Source organism: Bacillus sp. EB01, assembly GCF_000613125.1.
In the GTDB taxonomy this organism is placed as follows: Bacteria; Bacillota; Bacilli; order Bacillales; family Cytobacillaceae; genus Bacillus_D.
Genome location: NZ_HG964497.1, coordinates 568,049 through 584,566 on the forward strand (window position 1 = coordinate 568,049; position 16,518 = coordinate 584,566).

Sequence of the window (16,518 nt, forward strand, 5' to 3'; positions counted from 1 at the left end):
TACTAGTAGTAATCACCCTGGACGACCTGTTAAAGGAGGCAGTATTTATGTCGATTAAAAAAGTAATGACACTTGCCGGTTCTGATACAAGCGGAGGCGCTGGAATTCAAGCCGACTTAAAAACTTTTCAGGAGCTTGGCGTTTATGGCATGACTGCTTTGACAACAGTTGTCACCATGAAGCCTGATGGATGGAATCATGAGGTGCACCCTCTTCCAATCGATACCTTGAAAAAACAATTGGATACGATCCTTTCGGTTGGGATTGATGCCATGAAAACAGGAATGCTTGGCACTGTTGAAATTATTGAACTAGCTGAAAAAGTAATTAAAGAAAACAAGCTCGATAAAGTTGTAATTGATCCGGTTATGGTCTGTAAGGGCGAAGATGAAGTCCTTAATCCTGAAACAACAGATGCTATGCGCGAACTGCTTCTCCCGATTGCGACTGTTGTCACTCCTAACCTGTTCGAGGCCGGGCAGCTTGCCAAGACCGGACCAATCCGTTCAATGGATCAATTAAAGGAAGCGGCAGCGATTATCCATGAACAGGGTGCAAAATATGTAGTCATCAAAGGCGGGAGCAAATTCGATTACAAAGGCGAAGCGATTGACCTCCTATACGATGGAAAGAACTATCATTTATATAAAACATCGAAAATTGGTACAACCTATACCCATGGTGCAGGATGTACATTTTCTTCAGCTATTACAGCCGGACTTGCTAAAGGGATGGACGTTCAATCAGCCATTGATACAGCAAAGTTATTTATTACCGAAGCTATCCATGAAGGATTCCAGCTTAACCAGTATGTTGGACCTGTCTGGCACGGCGCCTATAGAAACTCATTGCAAAACAACTAGTACACAAAAGGCCTGGAAAAATTTCCAGGCTTTTTTTAATCGTTTACCTGAAAAAGAAGTGCATGCGTTTCGCTTTTCAAGGCCAACTTTAGTATGATAAACAATATTAAAACTGTAGAATCAAAGAGGGCAGATAGCTGCCGGAAGGGGGAATCCTTTTGGGACCGGTCTTATTAGATAAAGTTCAGGCTGCAATCAACAATTATTGCGGCAAGGAAGTGTATATCCATCTTGAAACGACTAATGGTGCCTATGCAACACATAATGATCAGTCGTTCTTTTCCTCAGGCGCCTACATCCGCAATGCCAAAGTCCAATATGAATATGGGAAGATTACTGGAAATGGCCCTTATAGGGTAGGCTTAAAAATCCCGCTTGGCTGGATATATGCAGAAGGAATCACACATTACGAAGTGGATGAAAAGGGGAGACTGCTATTGGCAGGCCACGACTTTAGCGGAAAGCTTGCTGTCACCCTAGAGATTAGCCCCACACCGTTTGAGTAAGAACAGTGACACAAGCTCCTGACATGTTATTGGGCACATTTTAACTGCTAAAAGACACTGAAACGCTGCCAATGGGGGTTATTGGGCACATTTCAACTGTTGTAAAACACTAAAACATCGCCAATACGGCTTATTGGGCATATTTTGACTGTCGGAAAAACACTGAAACATCGCCAATAAAACTTTTCAATCAGTGGCAATAAAAAACGGAGCAAGCTGGTAGACGCAGTCCAGCCTGCTTATGGAGGAGAGTATAGTATGGATAAAGAAAGACATGTGCTTGTAGTCTTTCCTCACCCGGACGATGAGGCATTCGGAGTATCAGGGACGATCGCTTCCCATGTAAAAATGGGAACCCCGGTAACATATGCCTGCCTCACTCTCGGCGAAATGGGACGGAACATGGGTAATCCCCCTTTTGCAACAAGGGAATCCTTGCCCGGAATACGCCGGCAAGAGCTTCAGGAGGCAGCCAGAGTTCTTGGTATACAGGATCTTCGCATGCTCGGATATAGGGATAAAACGGTTGAATTTGAGGATGAGGCAAAGCTTGCAGCTAACATTGGTTCTATCATCGATGAAACCAATCCCTCACTAATTATCTCATTTTATCCTGGATACTCCGTCCACCCTGACCATGATGCAACCGGAAGGGCTGTAGTCCGTGCTGTCCAGGCAATTCCAAAGGAAAAGAGGCCAAAGCTGCATTGTGTCGCATTCTCGAATAATTGCATTGATGAGCTGGGTGAAGCGGATATCGTATACGATATCACTCCAGTCGCCGATATTAAATTAGCAGCGATAAAGGCACATAAATCTCAAACCTCATGGACTATTCAGGATATGGAAGAAAAATTAAAGAATCAGGACCCTGCAATGATGGTCTGGGTCAATAATGAGCGATTCTGGACCTATAAAATGGATTAAACGAAAACCGGACAGCTTAGCTATCCGGTTTTACTTCTTTTGTGACTTTATAGCGAGGGTCCAGTTCCCTCCAGTGCATCTTTTAAATAGCTCATTTGGTTCCCGTCTTCTCTTTTTAGCATATCAACAATGAACCTTTTGGTAATCCTCATTCTCAGGCCAGTCGTTTTAATGATTGCCTCAAAGTGAGCATTTGTTCCTCCATCCGCTTTACTAAATCTGTATCTGTAAGTAGACTGAAGTCCATTTATATCGCTCCGGTAGGAAAAATGCTTATTCTTTTCATTTTCAACAATTTCTAACTCATTCGTCATTTCGCGGCCTCGAATCATCCGCGTTTCGAGTACTTTGTCGCCCGGCGTCAAAAACCCATCACTTGGCTTGTCTATCTTGACAACATTGGGCATGAATTCCGACATATTTTCCATATTACTAACATACTCGTATACTTCTTCGATTGGCTTTCTGATGATTACACTTGCTTCAAAGTCCGCCAAGATCGCTTCACCTCTTTATCTACTTTTGCTTTTACCTTTCTATCATTATATCTTTTTTCCTTAAAGGTTTCTCCTGAACTGCCGCTTTCTAAACCCACTAAAGTAGTAAACCTATGGTAGGCAAAATCCGTACAAAAAGGTAAACTTAAGCCATTAAAGGAGGATTTTCGATGCTAAAAAAAATCTATATCCCTTTGCTCCTCATTGCCTTTCTGGCTGGGTGCAGTTCCGGGCCAAACTACACGATAACACTCATGCAGCCGCTATATGTTTCAAATGAAGAAGTTCCTTTTACAATAAGAGTCCTGGAAGGAGATGAACCTGTAAACGGCCTTAAAATAACAGCTAAAACGGATATGGTCAAAATGGCACATGGCACTTCTCAAACAAATTTTAAAGAAGAAAAGGACGGTATCTACTCCGGTACAGTAAAAATTCCAATGGCTGGTAAATATAAAATAATAATGACAATTAAGAATGGCGAGGAAGAAACTACGAAAGAAATGGAATATGAGGTAAAAACGGCAGAATAAGGAGAAGAACATGCAACAACTTCGGGAATGTGCTAATTTCTTCGTCCACGGGATTATTAATGAAAGCCCATCAATGTCCTGCAGAAAAAAGAGATAGAAATTTATAATGGCCTCTAGCTAATTTTAGTTGGAGGCTGTTTGTCGAAAAGTATAATCAAAAGATGAGTGATTACTCACTTCACTTTTCATTTACCCTTACATATAATAGAATCATAAATGAGTGATTACTCACTCTTCTATTTATGGAAAGAGGAGGAGAACAATGAGGAATGAATCAATTGTTTCTATCAGAAATGTTTCGAAAACCTTTGGCCGCCAGAATGTCTTAAAAAATATTAATCTGGAAATCATGCCAGGTGAAATCTTTGGCCTGCTCGGTCCTTCGGGGGCTGGGAAAACAACAATAGTTCGCCAGCTGATCGGCCTTGAAACTCCAACTGAAGGGGAGAATTGGTTGTTCGGTGAAAAAATGCCCTCGCTCAATCTTGTTGAAATGGCTGGATATATGTCTCAGTCCGATGCCCTTTACAATGAATTATCTGCAAAGGACAACCTTGAATTTTTTGCTGCACTATATGGGCTTAAGGGGAAAGAACGGCAAGAACGGATTAAAGACGTCATGAACATGGTCCAGCTTACTGATGATTTAAACAAACCGGTAGCCGCCTTTTCAGGGGGAATGAAACGCCGGCTTTCCCTGGCTGCTGCGATGCTGCACGAACCGAAGCTATTAATCCTTGATGAACCAACCGTAGGAATTGACCCGGTTCTTCGGAAAACTATTTGGGATCAGTTTTACCATTTGAAGGATTCAGGCACTGCCATCATTGTCACAACCCACGTTATGGACGAGGCAGAGAAATGTGACCGCTTAGGGATGATTAGAAATGGCGAACTGATTGCAATTGGTACTCCTGCTGAACTAAAAGCAAATACCGGGTCAGACACGATTGAGCATGCATTTCTTGTTTACGGGGGTGCATTCTAATGAGAATACGTGCTCTAATCATTCGGATTCTAAAGCAATTTTTCCGGGACAAACGGACAATGGCTTTAATGATTCTCGCTCCAATTTTAATCCTGACGATGCTCAACCTTGTTTTTAATGGGAAGGATTATGTTCCGAAAGCTGGATTGATTGGAATTCCTGAACAGTTGAAGGATCAATTAGACCTTTCGGATGCTGAAGTAAAAGACTTTGATTCTATCTCACATGCTGAACAAGCTCTAAAAGATGGGGAACTGGACGGATATCTTGAACTGAAAGATAATAAACCTTCGATTGTACTCGAAGGGAGTGATCCCACTGCAAACAGGGCATTTATGCTTTGGATTCAGCATGCATTTGAGCCTATCGTCCCTGAAACTGAAACACAGGCACCTACTGTTGAGTATTTGCACGGTTCCGATTCTATGAGTCAATTCGATTATTTTGGACCTGTCCTGCTTGCATACTTCGTGTTCTTCTTTGTATTTTTAATAGCTGGGGTATCTTTTCTGCGCGAGCGTACAAGTGGAACATTGGAAAGGCTGCTTGCAAGTCCATTAAGACGCTGGGAAATTGTCATTGGCTATGTTGTAGGCTTCGGAATCTTTACAACCATCCAGGCTGCGATTATCTCTTGGTACGGGATATATATACTTGATATGCTTATGGAAGGATCGTTCCTGCTTGTCTTGCTGACAACATTGTTGCTTTCATTTACTGCACTGACGTTGGGTACCTTGCTATCGGCTTTCGCAAACAACGAGATGCAGATTATCCAGTTTATTCCTCTTGTAATAGTCCCACAGGTATTCTTTTCGGGGTTATTTAATATTGAGACAATGTCTGAATGGCTAAGCTGGATTGGGCCATTCACTCCTCTCTATTATGCCGCGGACGCAATGCGGGATGTGATGGTAAGAGGGTATGGAATAGGGGAGATTTATCCTGACTTGCTGTTACTGTTTGGGTTGTCTGCCCTGTTCATGGTTTTAAATAGTGTGGCCATTAAGAAGCACAGAAAAATATAGGAAAGGGGCGGGAGCAGCATGAATGAGATAGACATGTCCATTGAAGATCTTTTTGAAGATGGTGAACTAACCGAAAAGCAAAAAAAAATCCTGATTGCTGCCATCGAGTCTTTCTCCGAAAAAGGCTTTGCGGCAACATCAACTAATGAAATCGCAAAAAAGGCTGGCGTTGCAGAAGGAACCATTTTCCGCCACTATAAAACAAAAAAAGAGCTGTTAATCAATATTGTTTCACCAGTCATGGCCCGTCTCGTCGCTCCCTTTGTCATTAGGGACTTCGATAAGGTCCTAAACAAACGGTTTGAAACATATGAAGAGTTCCTTCGAGCCATGTTCATTAACCGAAGGGAATTCTTTGAAAAAAACAGCCAGATTATCAGGATTCTTGTCCAGGAAATTCCATTCCAGCCGGAACTGCGCGAACAATTCAAGGAGCATGTGGCATCCAAACTGTATGAACGGTTTGCCAGACTTGCTGACTATTATAAGGAAAATGGGGAAATCATTGATATACCAGCACCCAGCGCACTGCGGCTGACCGCATCGTCCATCATTGGTTTTTTCATAGCAAAATACCTGATTATCCCCGAGGCCTATTGGGACGATGAAGCAGAAATGGAGCGAACCATTCATTTTATTATGCATGGGCTTGGTACCTCAAAAGAATAACCAAGAAGCCTGCCAATTTTATGAGGCAGGCTTCGCTTTTGCAGATATTGGAACACAAGCTAATTAAGTGCGGCCTTACTGCAATTCTTTTAACGGTATGCGGTAGAGCTTATCATCCTTTTCGCCAGGATGCACGCGCCCATCCGTATTATTACTAACAAAGTATAAGTAATTACTGTCGACAAGGACATCACGAATCCGGCCAAGGTTGTTGATTAACACCCTTGTTGTTCCTGCAGTGGTATCGAACTCGCGGACTGCATTGCCCCTCAATGTCGCGACATATAGCCTCTCTCCATCTGTATCCATACCAGAGGGCGCCCACGTCTCGTTACCGGAATGGAAGAGTGGCGTTTCCATTCCTTCCTTCTGCTCATCACCGTTAATAACTGGCCATCCATAATTCTTACCCGCCGCTATCCTGTTAATTTCGTCATGGGCAGACTGTCCATGCTCACTAGCATACATACTCCCGTCCGATAGCCAGGCAATCCCCTGCGGGTTTCGATGGCCATAGGTGTATACATAGGAATTAGGGAAAGGATTGTCAGATGGTATACTTCCATCTAGATTCATGCGAAGGAGTTTGCCGCCAAGCGTTGCTGGGTCCTGTGCAGTTTCTGGATTTGAGGCATCACCTGCAGTGACATACAACTTCCCATCAGGCCCTATTTCAAGCCTGCCGCCATGATGCACAGGACCGCTAGGTAAACCGTCCAAAAGTGTCTCCTCTTCCCTCCACGCACTGCCGTCATAGGATAGGACAACGACTCGATTCTTTTGGCCACCAGCATCCGTATACGTATAGTAAGCAAACGCAGAAGATTCCGATGGAAAGTCAGGGTTCAGGACAAAGCCAAGCAATCCAGCTTCGGAAGCATCTGATAGAGTTTCTTTCAACTCAACCTTTTGCCTCACTACCTTTCCATTCTCAATTTTCACAATTGAACCTGGCCGCTCTGTAATAAAAAAGGTATCCTCTGCCTTCGCTATAGACCAGGGAACCTTCAATTTCTCTGCAATGACTTCTACCCCCTGAGTAACAGCCGGCTCCGAATCGGTTCCTGATTTGCCAGGGGCAGCCCCGTTCCTAGTGCCAGGTTCACTATCAGGTGTGCATGCAGCCAAAATAACGGCTATAAGCGCCAACGCGCCAATCCATCTTCTCATTGGTTACAGCTCCCTCTGCTTTAAATGTGTAATACATCTCCACGCCTTAACGCGGTGCGGCCGACCCTACTATATTGTGATTATTTTTTCAATTGCCTTCGCAACACCATTTTCCTCATTGGTTAACGTAACATGCGAACATACGGATTTTATATCGTCAGGTGCATTTCCCATGGCAACTGATATCCCGACCTTTTTAAACATTGAAATATCGTTATAGTTATCGCCAAGGGCCATCGTCTCTTCTAAAGATATGCCTCGATTCTTAACAAAGGCCTCAAGCGCGATCCCTTTCTGTGCATCAATCGACGTAATTTCAATATTTTCCGCGCCTGAGGAGCTAATAGCAATTCCCGGGATCGCTGATAGCTCTTCTTTCGCTTCGGCCAACATGCTCTGATCAAGTGAGAATGCGAGGAACTTTAGTATCTCAGCTCCATCTCCATCAAATAGAGGGCGATATGTATCAACCTTCTTTACCAATCCTTTATGGAATCTTTCTTCCGCGGCAGCAAGCACTTTTTCAACATCCGCCTCCGGATTGGCTGTCAGGAGTATATCAGACATGATGGTAACTGCCTGATCATAGCTATCGGTAAACGTGCCTTTATTTGTATATACTTCAAAATAAACATCGCTTTTCTCCAGGCGTTCGGCTATTTCCCGGGCTTTTTCAATGCTCAACGGATTTGATGCAATTGCAACTCCCTCTTCCGAGCGTACTTCTCCCCCATTAACGCAAATGACAGGGCATCGGATGCCAGCCTCCTCGAGGACAAACTTCGCCTCGAGATAGGAGCGGCCGGTCACAACAACAAACTCCACTCCCATATCTCTAGCCTTTTTAATAGCCTCCCGATTTTCCTTGGTAATTTCCTGCCCCGATGTTAGGAGGGTCCCGTCCATATCAGATGCTATACATTTAATCATGATGTTTTCTCTCCAATCGTCCAGCGGCGTTCCGCCTTTTTCATCCCTGCCATTCTACCTTATTTGTTCCTGTATATCCTGTTTCAAGGCTTTGATTGATGGTTTCTGTGTATTAGTCCAAATACTTCGACCCTTCCCGCCTGCTTAGTGGGGCAAGCTCTGTACTTAAGATAAACTCTTTCACCGATACTGGATTCGTTTTTGAGTATTCCCTAAGCGCCCAGCCAATTGCCTTTTGTATAAAAAATTCTTTGCTCCCTGCATTCTCCCGTATGTATGTATATAATCGCTTTTGATCCGTTTCGTTTTTATACTTAAGCTGGTGCAAAATAGCCGTGCGACGAAGCCACATATTTTCAGAAACTGCCCACTTATCCATTTCCTCCTGGTTTTCGGGAAACTTTTTTGCCAGCATTCCAACCGGCTTGGAGGCAAGAGTATCCACTGTATCCCACCAAGATTTTTCCGTAATTAGCCATTTCAATAACGGAAGTGAATCCGGGCCCAGCTTTTTGCTGTATCTTTCTAAGTATCCAAGCGCAGCATATTGGTATTCACGTTCGGGCAGCTTCCATAATCCTTCGACAAATGTGGGGTTAAAGGGCTTTTGTAATATGCTTGTCCTATCATAAAATTCTTTCTCGAGCTTTTTGCGCTCCGGCATCTTCAACCCTATGAACGGGAATAAGTCCTTCATATATTTTTTCATTCCCGCTGCATTTTCAGGATTGCTGTGTATCATAAATATCGTGCGAAGTTCTTTAAGCTCATCCATTCTTTTGGTACCTCCTACTTCTCCCCTATAATTTCCATCCCTCTTATTTTTCAGTCGACTACACCGGAACTTTAAACTCTTGGCAGATGATTTTTTCAGTGCCTTCTTGGTCTTCATACTCCTCGTATGGTATGGAAAGGGACCTATATGTGCTATGCCAAAATTTAATAGCATGCTTGTTTTTTTCTAGTTGTGCTACAAAATAACTTCCCGGCCTCTGCTCAAATATTTGCTGTGCAGCTATGGTTGCAGCTCCTTTTCCCCTAAATCGTTTATATAGGAAAAAGTCATTGATGACATATTGAATTTGCTTAGTAAAAGGAGGCTCAAGCAGGAGGACAAACCCGGCATTTTCTCCATCCGCGACGATAAAATAGGGATTTACACCTTCTTTTTCCCAAAAATATGAAAAGGAATCAAATTCGTATGTGCCAGCTGAATTCTCCTTAAGGCTATCCGTATACGCTGATAAATCATGCAAATAATGAGCGTACATATTTCTCAGAATTTCCGCATCTTCCCTGGTTGTTTTTCTCACCGTAATACTCATTTCTTTCACCCCGTAAAATTGTCTACTTTTAACTATTCTATCATCAGGTTGCCTTCTCCTCTGTATGATTTACCAACCTGATGCCAAACTACTAAGGAAGTGGGAAGGGGTGAAGAACATGACGAAAAAATACAATAAGGGCAGCCGCAACCAAAGCTCCCCAAAAGCAGGGCATAATCAAATGGAAATCGCTCTTGAAAACAGCGGAGATAACAGCAAAGGGAATGTAAGGGGTAAAAGTCAGAATACCAAAACAAAATAAAAAATGCCCGGCTGCAGAATTGTTGCTGCAATCCGGGCTTATTCTGATACTGTCATAAATGATAATCCTCCCAAACTTGTTGATAAATTTCATATGCCGTTTCCGAAAAGCTAAAGTCAATCAATGCCAGAAGAATCCAGAAAACCTTTTCAATCCATATAACTTCAATTTGTGCGGTAAACAGTGCAATGATGATGGAAACGAAAACTACAAATGTAAACACCCTTTTCCGGGTATACCCTTTGCTTCCGTCCATGCAATCACCCCCTTATACCAATTGTTCCTTCCCGATCATCACCTTTCCGTCCTCACTCCTTCTGTTTTTTCTTTTGTGAAATTACGCACAATCCCTTTGATAAGAAAGCCGGCACCTCCAAGCATGCCGGCCCTGTGTGCTTACCTTATATACGAATGGATAACTTTAAGGTTTCAACTCGTGCAATTTAAAACATGTTAATCCTTTGGTTGTTGATAAATATTGGTTCTCATGGCTGGTCCCTCTTCCCTGTCCTCGTAAAACTCTTCCTGTATAGTGAGGTTAGCCTGCTCAGTCTTGCTGTTTGGCGTGGTATCTCCCTGATTGGCACTATTTCCACCTGTCAGCCTTTTGTCCAATTCCCGATTCGTTTCAACTGCCTCATTTTTATTTTTATTAGCCATATCGTTCCCTCCTTCTTCTTATCCCTAGTTTTCTCGTTTCCCGTTGGATTCAAACACTAATACTATTACAACAAAAATAATCTACATAACAGATGCAGCTGAGCACCCAAGGGTGAACGTGCGGCCATTCATAAAGCAATCCAGGATAGCCTTGGCAGGGGAACTGAATAAGGATGACCTGGAATTTTTCAGCTTGCTTTATGTAATAACAAAGCGTGCGGGGAATTGCCCGCACGCCATTTTTGTTTACTAAAAGCATCTGAAGGAACGGATTCTTCTCAAGTCTGTTCCATAATAGGACCAGCCCCTTCTCCTCCAACGCCAGCCAGCAATCGATGTCCTCCCTACAAAAGTTGGAAAGAACCAAAAGCTGGTGCCATTATTTAGCCAAATGTATGTGTAACGGTAAAGGCAGCGCCTAATTCCGCCCGGATCAACCGCGAAAGCAGCCGCCTGGGATTCTTGCGGTGTTGCAAAAGGCGGAGGGCCGGATGGAGGGCCGTCCTGGCCTCCTCCAGGAAAGACTCCTCCTGTCGCCCCTCCTCCTGGGAACTGGCCTCCGCCAAATCCTCCCCCAGGAAATTGGCCTCCTCCCGGGAACTGTTGAAATTGTCTATTATCGCCTTGTTCCTGTCCAGGGATATATCCGTTTGTGTAAAAATTATTGTTATCCAATATAATTCCTCCTTTAATATTCCTTAATGGACTTTTACCTCTGCTAGTGATCGGATTTGGCCCGCGACCTTATCCCTGATAGCGTCTACCTTTTTAAAATCCATAGCCGGTATATAGATTGCTTCAAGTTCGTCATGAAGTTCTTTGGCCCTCGCCAGATGGGAGGTTGCTTCCTTCATCTTTGCTTTGTACCTTCCCGAAATTGATTCAATCCGGCCAGCAAAAATTTCATCGGTTGCCGGCGCAATTAAAAGCTCATACATATCGATGATTTCATCTCCATCACGGCTTGGAAAGTATTCATGTGGCGCGGTACTGTCAAAAATTGCAATCCCAATTTCGCGAAACACCACCATATCAAGGCTATGCGGGTCAAATCCACAATGATAAATTTCCACATCAATTCCCCGATCTTCTGCGCCCTTAGCAAGTTTCTTTAGCATCGTGGACTTTCCGCTACCCGGGCGTCCCTTGATAAAGTATCTCTTTTGTACATCCTCGGTAAGGTTAGGGACAAAGTCCACCGCACCGGCAGGAGTGGCCGCACCGAGGAATCTGTGGCGGACGTCACTTGATTTATTCAGCCTGATTTTCCCAAAGAACTGGTCGATCAGCTTTCCAGTCAGTTCATCTGCCTTTTGGAAGTCCATGCTCTGGATGTAAATAAGCTCCCATTCGTCATGAATTTCAAGCGCATCCTTAAAAGTGGAATAAGCTGTCTTAAAGGCTTCTCCTATATTCTTATTTAAGTTTAAAATTTTTTCTTTATGCTGTTTGAGAGCTGACGAATTCCATGCCTCTCCTAGGTTAATATACTCTTCAATTGCACCAGGCGCCGATGGCTCAATCACATGTGGATGTGTCCCATCAACGATACCGATTTTCAAAGCTGGTATGATGACTCCATCTATGGATTGGTTATCAGAAGAGCAATGAAGCAGCTCAATGTCAAAGCCGCGATCGGTCCACTCTCTGCCAATTGCTCTCATTAATGAAGATTTCCCTGTTCCTGGCCCTCCCTTCAGGATGAATAGCTTTTCGAGCCCCTGCAGATTGGAATCATACAAACTGTGAAAGCCTCTGGCTGTATTTCCGCCAGCAAAGTAGTTCCTAATCCTTCCCGCCACGTGCACACACCCCTTATTTAAACAAATAGATTGTTTCACCCATTATCGTATGCAGCTCTTCGCCTATGGGTGAATGCCCACATATGGATTGGTTTTCAGCAAAAACTAACATTAACTGCCATGAGTTTAAATCGCTTTATGCGGGGAATAGTAGCTGTAACGAAGCATTCTCCGCCCCGGGGCGGTTAATATATATGAAGGGAAAGGACTCCGAATCCGGGGTCTTTTCTGCATAACAGGCATGTCTCCGCGGTCTGGGGACATGATATACTCGTTGGAAATAACATTAATGGAGGAAAAGGATGAGGGACGTAACACTAGAGCAGATTTTCAGGCACCATATCGCCCAGAAATACCTGAATCGTTCGGGTATGGCACATGCCATTGCAGTTGCCTATCACGCATTCAATATGGCAAAGGAACACGGGCAGGACGTCGACATTGCCTCAAAAGCTGGATTTTTACACGACATGGGCCACTATACCTGGTATCGGAACGGGAAATGGGATTACGAATTGTATAGAAAAAATGATATACATGCCATCAAGGGGGCGGAGCGGGCGCACAAGCTTTTGATTCGGCTCGGGGAAAACCCAGTGAAGGCCAAGACAATCGCGCTGGCTATCCTGTTTCATACCGACTCCTTCCTGCCTACAAATGATATTGTCCGAACCCCGTTGCAGCAAATTGTTAAATGGGCGGATGAAAAGGATGAGGAAGAAGGCGGAGCGCATCATTACCGTACCATCGAATATGGCAGGGCTCTGGACAGCCTGAAACGGTTGGATAAACTCATTGATGAAGAGTTGGAAAAAGAAAACCCTGATCAAGCTTCGTAGAGGATCAGGGTTTTTGATTTTAGGATATTCGCTTTTACTAGTATTTCGGGGAGGCTTATTTTTAAAATGTAAAAGTGTTCTTGATGACACTGCTTACTGTCATTGTTTTGAGGCCCAAACTATTATAAGTATAGGCGACGATTAACCTTTACAGCCGCAGGGAGGAAAAGTGTCATGATAGCTTATAGCGAAAAGAATCAGAGAATTTCCTTGGGAATAAGAGTGCATTTTGTCGATAAAGATTCTTGGCAGATGTTTAGGAATGATTTGCGGAAAAACACACCAGCTTAGTGGAATTGTGCACCACTATTTCGTCAAATCGACTAGCTCAGCTTGTATACTTTCTGCCAGCGTATTAGGGGATAGTTCAATTTGAACTCCTATTTTCCCGCCACTGACTATAATTGTTTCCTGTTCGGCTGCCCGAATGTCAATAAATGTCCTATAAAGCTTCTTCATTCCTACAGGCGAACATCCACCTCTTATATAGCCTGTAAACTTTTGAATATCCTTAACATGTATCATTTCTACCTTTTTATCCCCTGCAGCCCTGGCAGCCTTTTTCAAATCCAATTCCTCTGCCGCGGGAATAACAAATACAAAAATTCCCTTTGACACACCCTGTGCAACAAGTGTTTTAAACACTTGCTCTACTGGCCGGCCGATTTTTCCAGCTACTGATACACCATCAATTTTGCCGTCATTTGCTCCATAGGAGAGCATGGAATATTCAGCCTTTTTCGAATCAAGAATTCTCATCGCATTAGTTTTGCTGCCTGCCATTTTTTCTCAACTCCTTAAAAACGAAAAAGGAATTCGCCTGTCCGAATCCCCAGCTTTTACATATATATTATAATACTCTTGGCACAAAAAAATAGCGGGTTATTTCTGTAATTAGCACAAAGGGAGGTGGAGACCCCCCCTTTGATTAAACTACACTCTATTGGAACCATGCCTGGAACCAGCGTGTTGACGCTACAGCATAATCAGCACGGGTAACTTTCTTTGTTGGTTCGAACACTGCCTCGATTGTAGGCTTCAAATCGAATGCCCCTTGCTTAACACCGTACTTGACATTCAGGATATTAAGGTCGATGGCTGTCTGGACATATCCCCTTAAATCTGCTGGGATACTGGCACTGTCCTTTAATACAACTCGTTCTCCGTTATAAAGGAAGGTTACATCTCCCGTGTGTTCCTTTGCGAGACCCTGAAGGCCTAACGCTTGAACAAGTGAGTAGGCAAGCTCAGCGCGGTTCAGCGTTCCATTTGGATTGAAGTTCCCAAATGAATCCAGGCGCATAACCCCATTTTGTGTAATGGCGCCATCCTTAATAGCAGAGCCTTTAGCAAGTGTGGCAAGTGCATATGGAAGATCAGCAGCTGCTACATCCTTTGCCGAACCTGAAAGATTCTGGCGTATTCCCGCACCCATGACAAGATAGCGTGCAAGCTCCTTGCGCAGTAGATACTGATCAGGCTTAAAGGTGCCATCAGTATAGCCATCCATTAGTCTTTCACTAACTGCCATCTGGATTGCGGCTGAGCCTGCATGGCCTGAGATATCATTTAATCCTGAGTATCCACTTACTTTTGTGAAGGCAAGTGAACCTGTTACCGTCTCAGGCAATGCAAGCCCGATCGGATTGAGTTCATCTCCTCTTAACCCTCTTACCTCTGCCTTCCATTGTCCTGATTTCGGAGACGTTACTGAAACAGTGCGGTCAGGGTAAAGGGCAAAAAGAAGATTAACCCCTGAGCTGTACTCAGTTCCATCTGGAGCAATCAGAACCAGGTTCACAGGATTTCCTGTCTGGCCAAGCAGACCATAAGCGTCTATCCTTGCGGTCAACTGGGTTACACCTTCCGGCACTGTGAATTCATGCTGGCTAGGCAACGCTGGATTATAGTCAAGTTCAAAAGTAACACGTTCCGTTTTTGAGTTTACGCTGCTATTAAACTTTTGATATTCATTGACTGTTTTCCCATAAGTTTTACCAAACATGATTGTTTCCAGGGCGGCATATGCGTTTACATAGCCTGAGCCTGCTTCCCATGTTTCATAGCCTGGCATATTGGTCGCTGTATCCTGAAGGATTTTTTTAATTTCATCCGGAGAAAGCGAAGGATCAGCTTCTATCATCAAAGCAACGATACCAGCTACATGTGGAGTTGCCATTGATGTGCCGCTCATTGAAGTATAGAAAGGCAAATAGGCTGGTTCAATCAAATTGGCATCATCTGTAATTGCCAGGGAAGATACAGGTGCAAGGACGCGTGTAGAAATAATATTTACCCCGGGCGCCGTAATGGTCGGCCTATCTTCCCATGTGTATGTTTCACCGTCCATTTCAAACGTGCCGCCAACACCTTTTGTGCCCCTAGAGGAGAAGTCTGCAAGTGAACCATCTTTCTCACCAGCTGCTACTGAAATTACCCATGGAGCCTTTGCGTATGGGTTATGCGTATTCTCTGCGGGACCTTCATTGCCGGCAGCAAACAGAACCGTAATCCCACGGTCGTGAGCTGCTTTTGAAGCTATGTTGATTGGGTCGTTCGGGTCGAAGTCTCCCGAGCCTCCCCATGAGTTTGTGATAACACGGATCTTGTATTTGGATTGATTCGTAATGGCGTAATCAAAGCCCCCAATTCCGTCCAGGACAAACAAAGCGGCACCCGAACCGTAGCCAATCAGGTCAGCGCCAGGAGCTGCCCCTTCAAATTTGCCGCTTGAACTTGCGCCCGTGCCGCCAACTGTCCCGGCAACATGGGTCCCGTGTCCGGAGTTTGTATCTGTATTGACGACATTTTCAAGATACGTAACGGGAAGAAGGCCAGGGGCCAGGGAGGCAAGATTGATACTTCCAAGGACGTTTTGAACCAGGTTTTTGCCGAATTGGTGATCACGGTGTGTTCCATCCACCCCACTATCATTGACAACCACCCCGACGCCCTTACCTGAAAGTGGTAATCCACTATTCGCCTTTTGCATAGCTGCGTCTGTCCGAGCCTTATCTACACCGGTCAGTGCCGTTGCATCATAGTTATAATATTCAAGCTTGCGATTTAAATAGAGGGATTTTACACCTTCCGTTGATGCAAGTGCCTTAATCTGGTCTTTTGTCGCGACCACACCTGCAATCGGAAGCGACTTCATTGTCACGCCTGTCGATATGCCGAGTTGATCCAATAGATTGATTTGAGGAGCTGATGGTGCTCCCTCACCTTCAAACGTTACAATGACCTGCAGGCTGCCTGTGGATGTTTCAAGCGCCTTTGCCAAATGAACGTCAATCACAGCCGGAAGCAGCGCTGCTTTTGTTCTGTTCAATCCTGGTGCCAACAATGAAAGCACTACTATTAAACTCATAAGTACGGAAAACCATTTTTTCATTTTTGCTTTCCCTCCCAAATTTCATTCTACTGCTACTATGATTATCGTAAAAATTTTAGTTCTCTACTATTCAACAAATGGTGTAATTTGATTTTGAAAAAGCACTATCTTTATGTCATACAAAA

20 protein-coding genes are annotated in these 16,518 nt (G+C 44.0%); 9 read left to right on the forward strand and 11 right to left on the reverse strand.

Annotated features, from left to right (window positions below):
- Positions 1–47: 47 nt before the first annotated feature.
- The 3 genes from pdxK to bshB2 all read left to right on the forward strand — a co-directional run bounded on the left by pdxK (position 48) and on the right by bshB2 (position 2,296).
- Positions 48–863, forward strand: coding sequence for a pyridoxine/pyridoxal/pyridoxamine kinase (pdxK, locus tag TY16_RS02510; protein WP_043930142.1), 816 nt, complete (start codon positions 48–50; stop codon positions 861–863).
- A 158-nt stretch (positions 864–1,021) separates the two neighbouring features.
- Positions 1,022–1,369 carry a YojF family protein gene (locus TY16_RS02515; RefSeq protein WP_043930143.1) on the forward strand — a complete coding sequence of 116 codons (348 nt, stop codon included), beginning with the start codon at positions 1,022–1,024 and terminating at the stop codon, positions 1,367–1,369.
- 258 nt (positions 1,370–1,627) lie between these two features.
- Positions 1,628–2,296 (forward strand): bacillithiol biosynthesis deacetylase BshB2, encoded by a 669-nt coding sequence (bshB2, locus tag TY16_RS02520; protein WP_043930144.1) that lies wholly within the window; start codon positions 1,628–1,630, stop codon positions 2,294–2,296.
- A 47-nt stretch (positions 2,297–2,343) separates the two neighbouring features.
- Here bshB2 and TY16_RS02525 read toward each other — a convergent pair whose 3' ends face one another.
- On the reverse strand, positions 2,344–2,793 hold the full coding sequence (locus TY16_RS02525) for an SRPBCC family protein (protein WP_043930145.1): 450 nt from the start codon (positions 2,791–2,793) through the stop codon (positions 2,344–2,346).
- A 170-nt stretch (positions 2,794–2,963) separates the two neighbouring features.
- Between TY16_RS02525 and TY16_RS02530 the strand changes: the two genes are divergently transcribed.
- The 4 genes from TY16_RS02530 (at position 2,964) to TY16_RS02545 (ending at position 6,011) form a co-directional block, all read left to right on the forward strand.
- A complete protein-coding gene (locus TY16_RS02530; protein ID WP_052342568.1) occupies positions 2,964–3,326 on the forward strand; it encodes a FixH family protein in 363 nt (120 codons plus the stop codon).
- Positions 3,327–3,588: 262 nt separating this feature from the next.
- Entirely contained in the window at positions 3,589–4,314 is a 726-nt protein-coding gene (locus TY16_RS02535; RefSeq protein ID WP_043930146.1) for an ABC transporter ATP-binding protein, read from the forward strand.
- A complete protein-coding gene (locus tag TY16_RS02540; protein ID WP_043930147.1) occupies positions 4,314–5,342 on the forward strand; it encodes an ABC transporter permease in 1,029 nt (342 codons plus the stop codon). The genes TY16_RS02535 and TY16_RS02540 overlap by 1 nt, the downstream gene beginning before the upstream one ends.
- A gap of 18 nt (positions 5,343–5,360) precedes the next feature.
- Positions 5,361–6,011: a TetR/AcrR family transcriptional regulator gene (locus tag TY16_RS02545; RefSeq protein ID WP_043930148.1), complete on the forward strand. Its 651-nt coding sequence runs from the start codon at positions 5,361–5,363 to the stop codon at positions 6,009–6,011.
- 75 nt (positions 6,012–6,086) lie between these two features.
- Here TY16_RS02545 and TY16_RS02550 read toward each other — a convergent pair whose 3' ends face one another.
- The 4 genes from TY16_RS02550 to TY16_RS02565 form a co-directional block, all read right to left on the reverse strand.
- Positions 6,087–7,181: a PQQ-dependent sugar dehydrogenase gene (locus tag TY16_RS02550; RefSeq protein WP_043930150.1), complete on the reverse strand. Its 1,095-nt coding sequence runs from the start codon at positions 7,179–7,181 to the stop codon at positions 6,087–6,089.
- A 69-nt stretch (positions 7,182–7,250) separates the two neighbouring features.
- Entirely contained in the window at positions 7,251–8,111 is an 861-nt protein-coding gene (locus TY16_RS02555; protein WP_043930152.1) for a Cof-type HAD-IIB family hydrolase, read from the reverse strand.
- 112 nt (positions 8,112–8,223) lie between these two features.
- Positions 8,224–8,886, reverse strand: coding sequence for a DNA alkylation repair protein (locus tag TY16_RS02560; RefSeq protein ID WP_043930153.1), 663 nt, complete (start codon positions 8,884–8,886; stop codon positions 8,224–8,226).
- Between the two features lie 58 nt (positions 8,887–8,944).
- Entirely contained in the window at positions 8,945–9,436 is a 492-nt protein-coding gene (locus tag TY16_RS02565) for a GNAT family N-acetyltransferase (protein WP_043930154.1), read from the reverse strand.
- Positions 9,437–9,554: 118 nt separating this feature from the next.
- On the opposite strand from TY16_RS02565, the gene TY16_RS26490 reads away from it, so the two are divergent.
- Positions 9,555–9,698 carry a hypothetical protein gene (locus tag TY16_RS26490; protein ID WP_197028348.1) on the forward strand — a complete coding sequence of 48 codons (144 nt, stop codon included), beginning with the start codon at positions 9,555–9,557 and terminating at the stop codon, positions 9,696–9,698.
- Positions 9,699–9,750: 52 nt separating this feature from the next.
- On the opposite strand, the gene TY16_RS02570 is transcribed toward TY16_RS26490, so the two are convergent.
- The 4 genes from TY16_RS02570 to TY16_RS02585 form a co-directional block, all read right to left on the reverse strand.
- Positions 9,751–9,954, reverse strand: coding sequence for a hypothetical protein (locus TY16_RS02570; protein WP_043930155.1), 204 nt, complete (start codon positions 9,952–9,954; stop codon positions 9,751–9,753).
- 197 nt (positions 9,955–10,151) lie between these two features.
- Positions 10,152–10,358 carry a hypothetical protein gene (locus TY16_RS02575; protein WP_043930157.1) on the reverse strand — a complete coding sequence of 69 codons (207 nt, stop codon included), beginning with the start codon at positions 10,356–10,358 and terminating at the stop codon, positions 10,152–10,154.
- A 249-nt stretch (positions 10,359–10,607) separates the two neighbouring features.
- The gene (locus TY16_RS02580; protein WP_231505550.1) at positions 10,608–11,033 is read right to left on the reverse strand and encodes a hypothetical protein; all 426 of its coding nucleotides are present in this window, start codon (positions 11,031–11,033) and stop codon (positions 10,608–10,610) included.
- 23 nt (positions 11,034–11,056) lie between these two features.
- Positions 11,057–12,160, reverse strand: coding sequence for a PRK06851 family protein (locus tag TY16_RS02585; protein ID WP_043930159.1), 1,104 nt, complete (start codon positions 12,158–12,160; stop codon positions 11,057–11,059).
- A gap of 302 nt (positions 12,161–12,462) precedes the next feature.
- On the opposite strand from TY16_RS02585, the gene TY16_RS02590 reads away from it, so the two are divergent.
- Positions 12,463–12,999: an HD domain-containing protein gene (locus tag TY16_RS02590; RefSeq protein ID WP_043930160.1), complete on the forward strand. Its 537-nt coding sequence runs from the start codon at positions 12,463–12,465 to the stop codon at positions 12,997–12,999.
- Between the two features lie 306 nt (positions 13,000–13,305).
- Here the strand turns inward: TY16_RS02590 and ybaK are convergent, their stop codons facing one another.
- Together ybaK and TY16_RS02600 are read right to left on the reverse strand one after the other, a co-directional pair.
- Positions 13,306–13,782: a Cys-tRNA(Pro) deacylase gene (gene ybaK, locus TY16_RS02595; RefSeq protein ID WP_043930161.1), complete on the reverse strand. Its 477-nt coding sequence runs from the start codon at positions 13,780–13,782 to the stop codon at positions 13,306–13,308.
- A gap of 157 nt (positions 13,783–13,939) precedes the next feature.
- Positions 13,940–16,393 (reverse strand): S8 family serine peptidase, encoded by a 2,454-nt coding sequence (locus tag TY16_RS02600; protein ID WP_052342569.1) that lies wholly within the window; start codon positions 16,391–16,393, stop codon positions 13,940–13,942.
- Positions 16,394–16,518 lie beyond the last annotated feature (125 nt).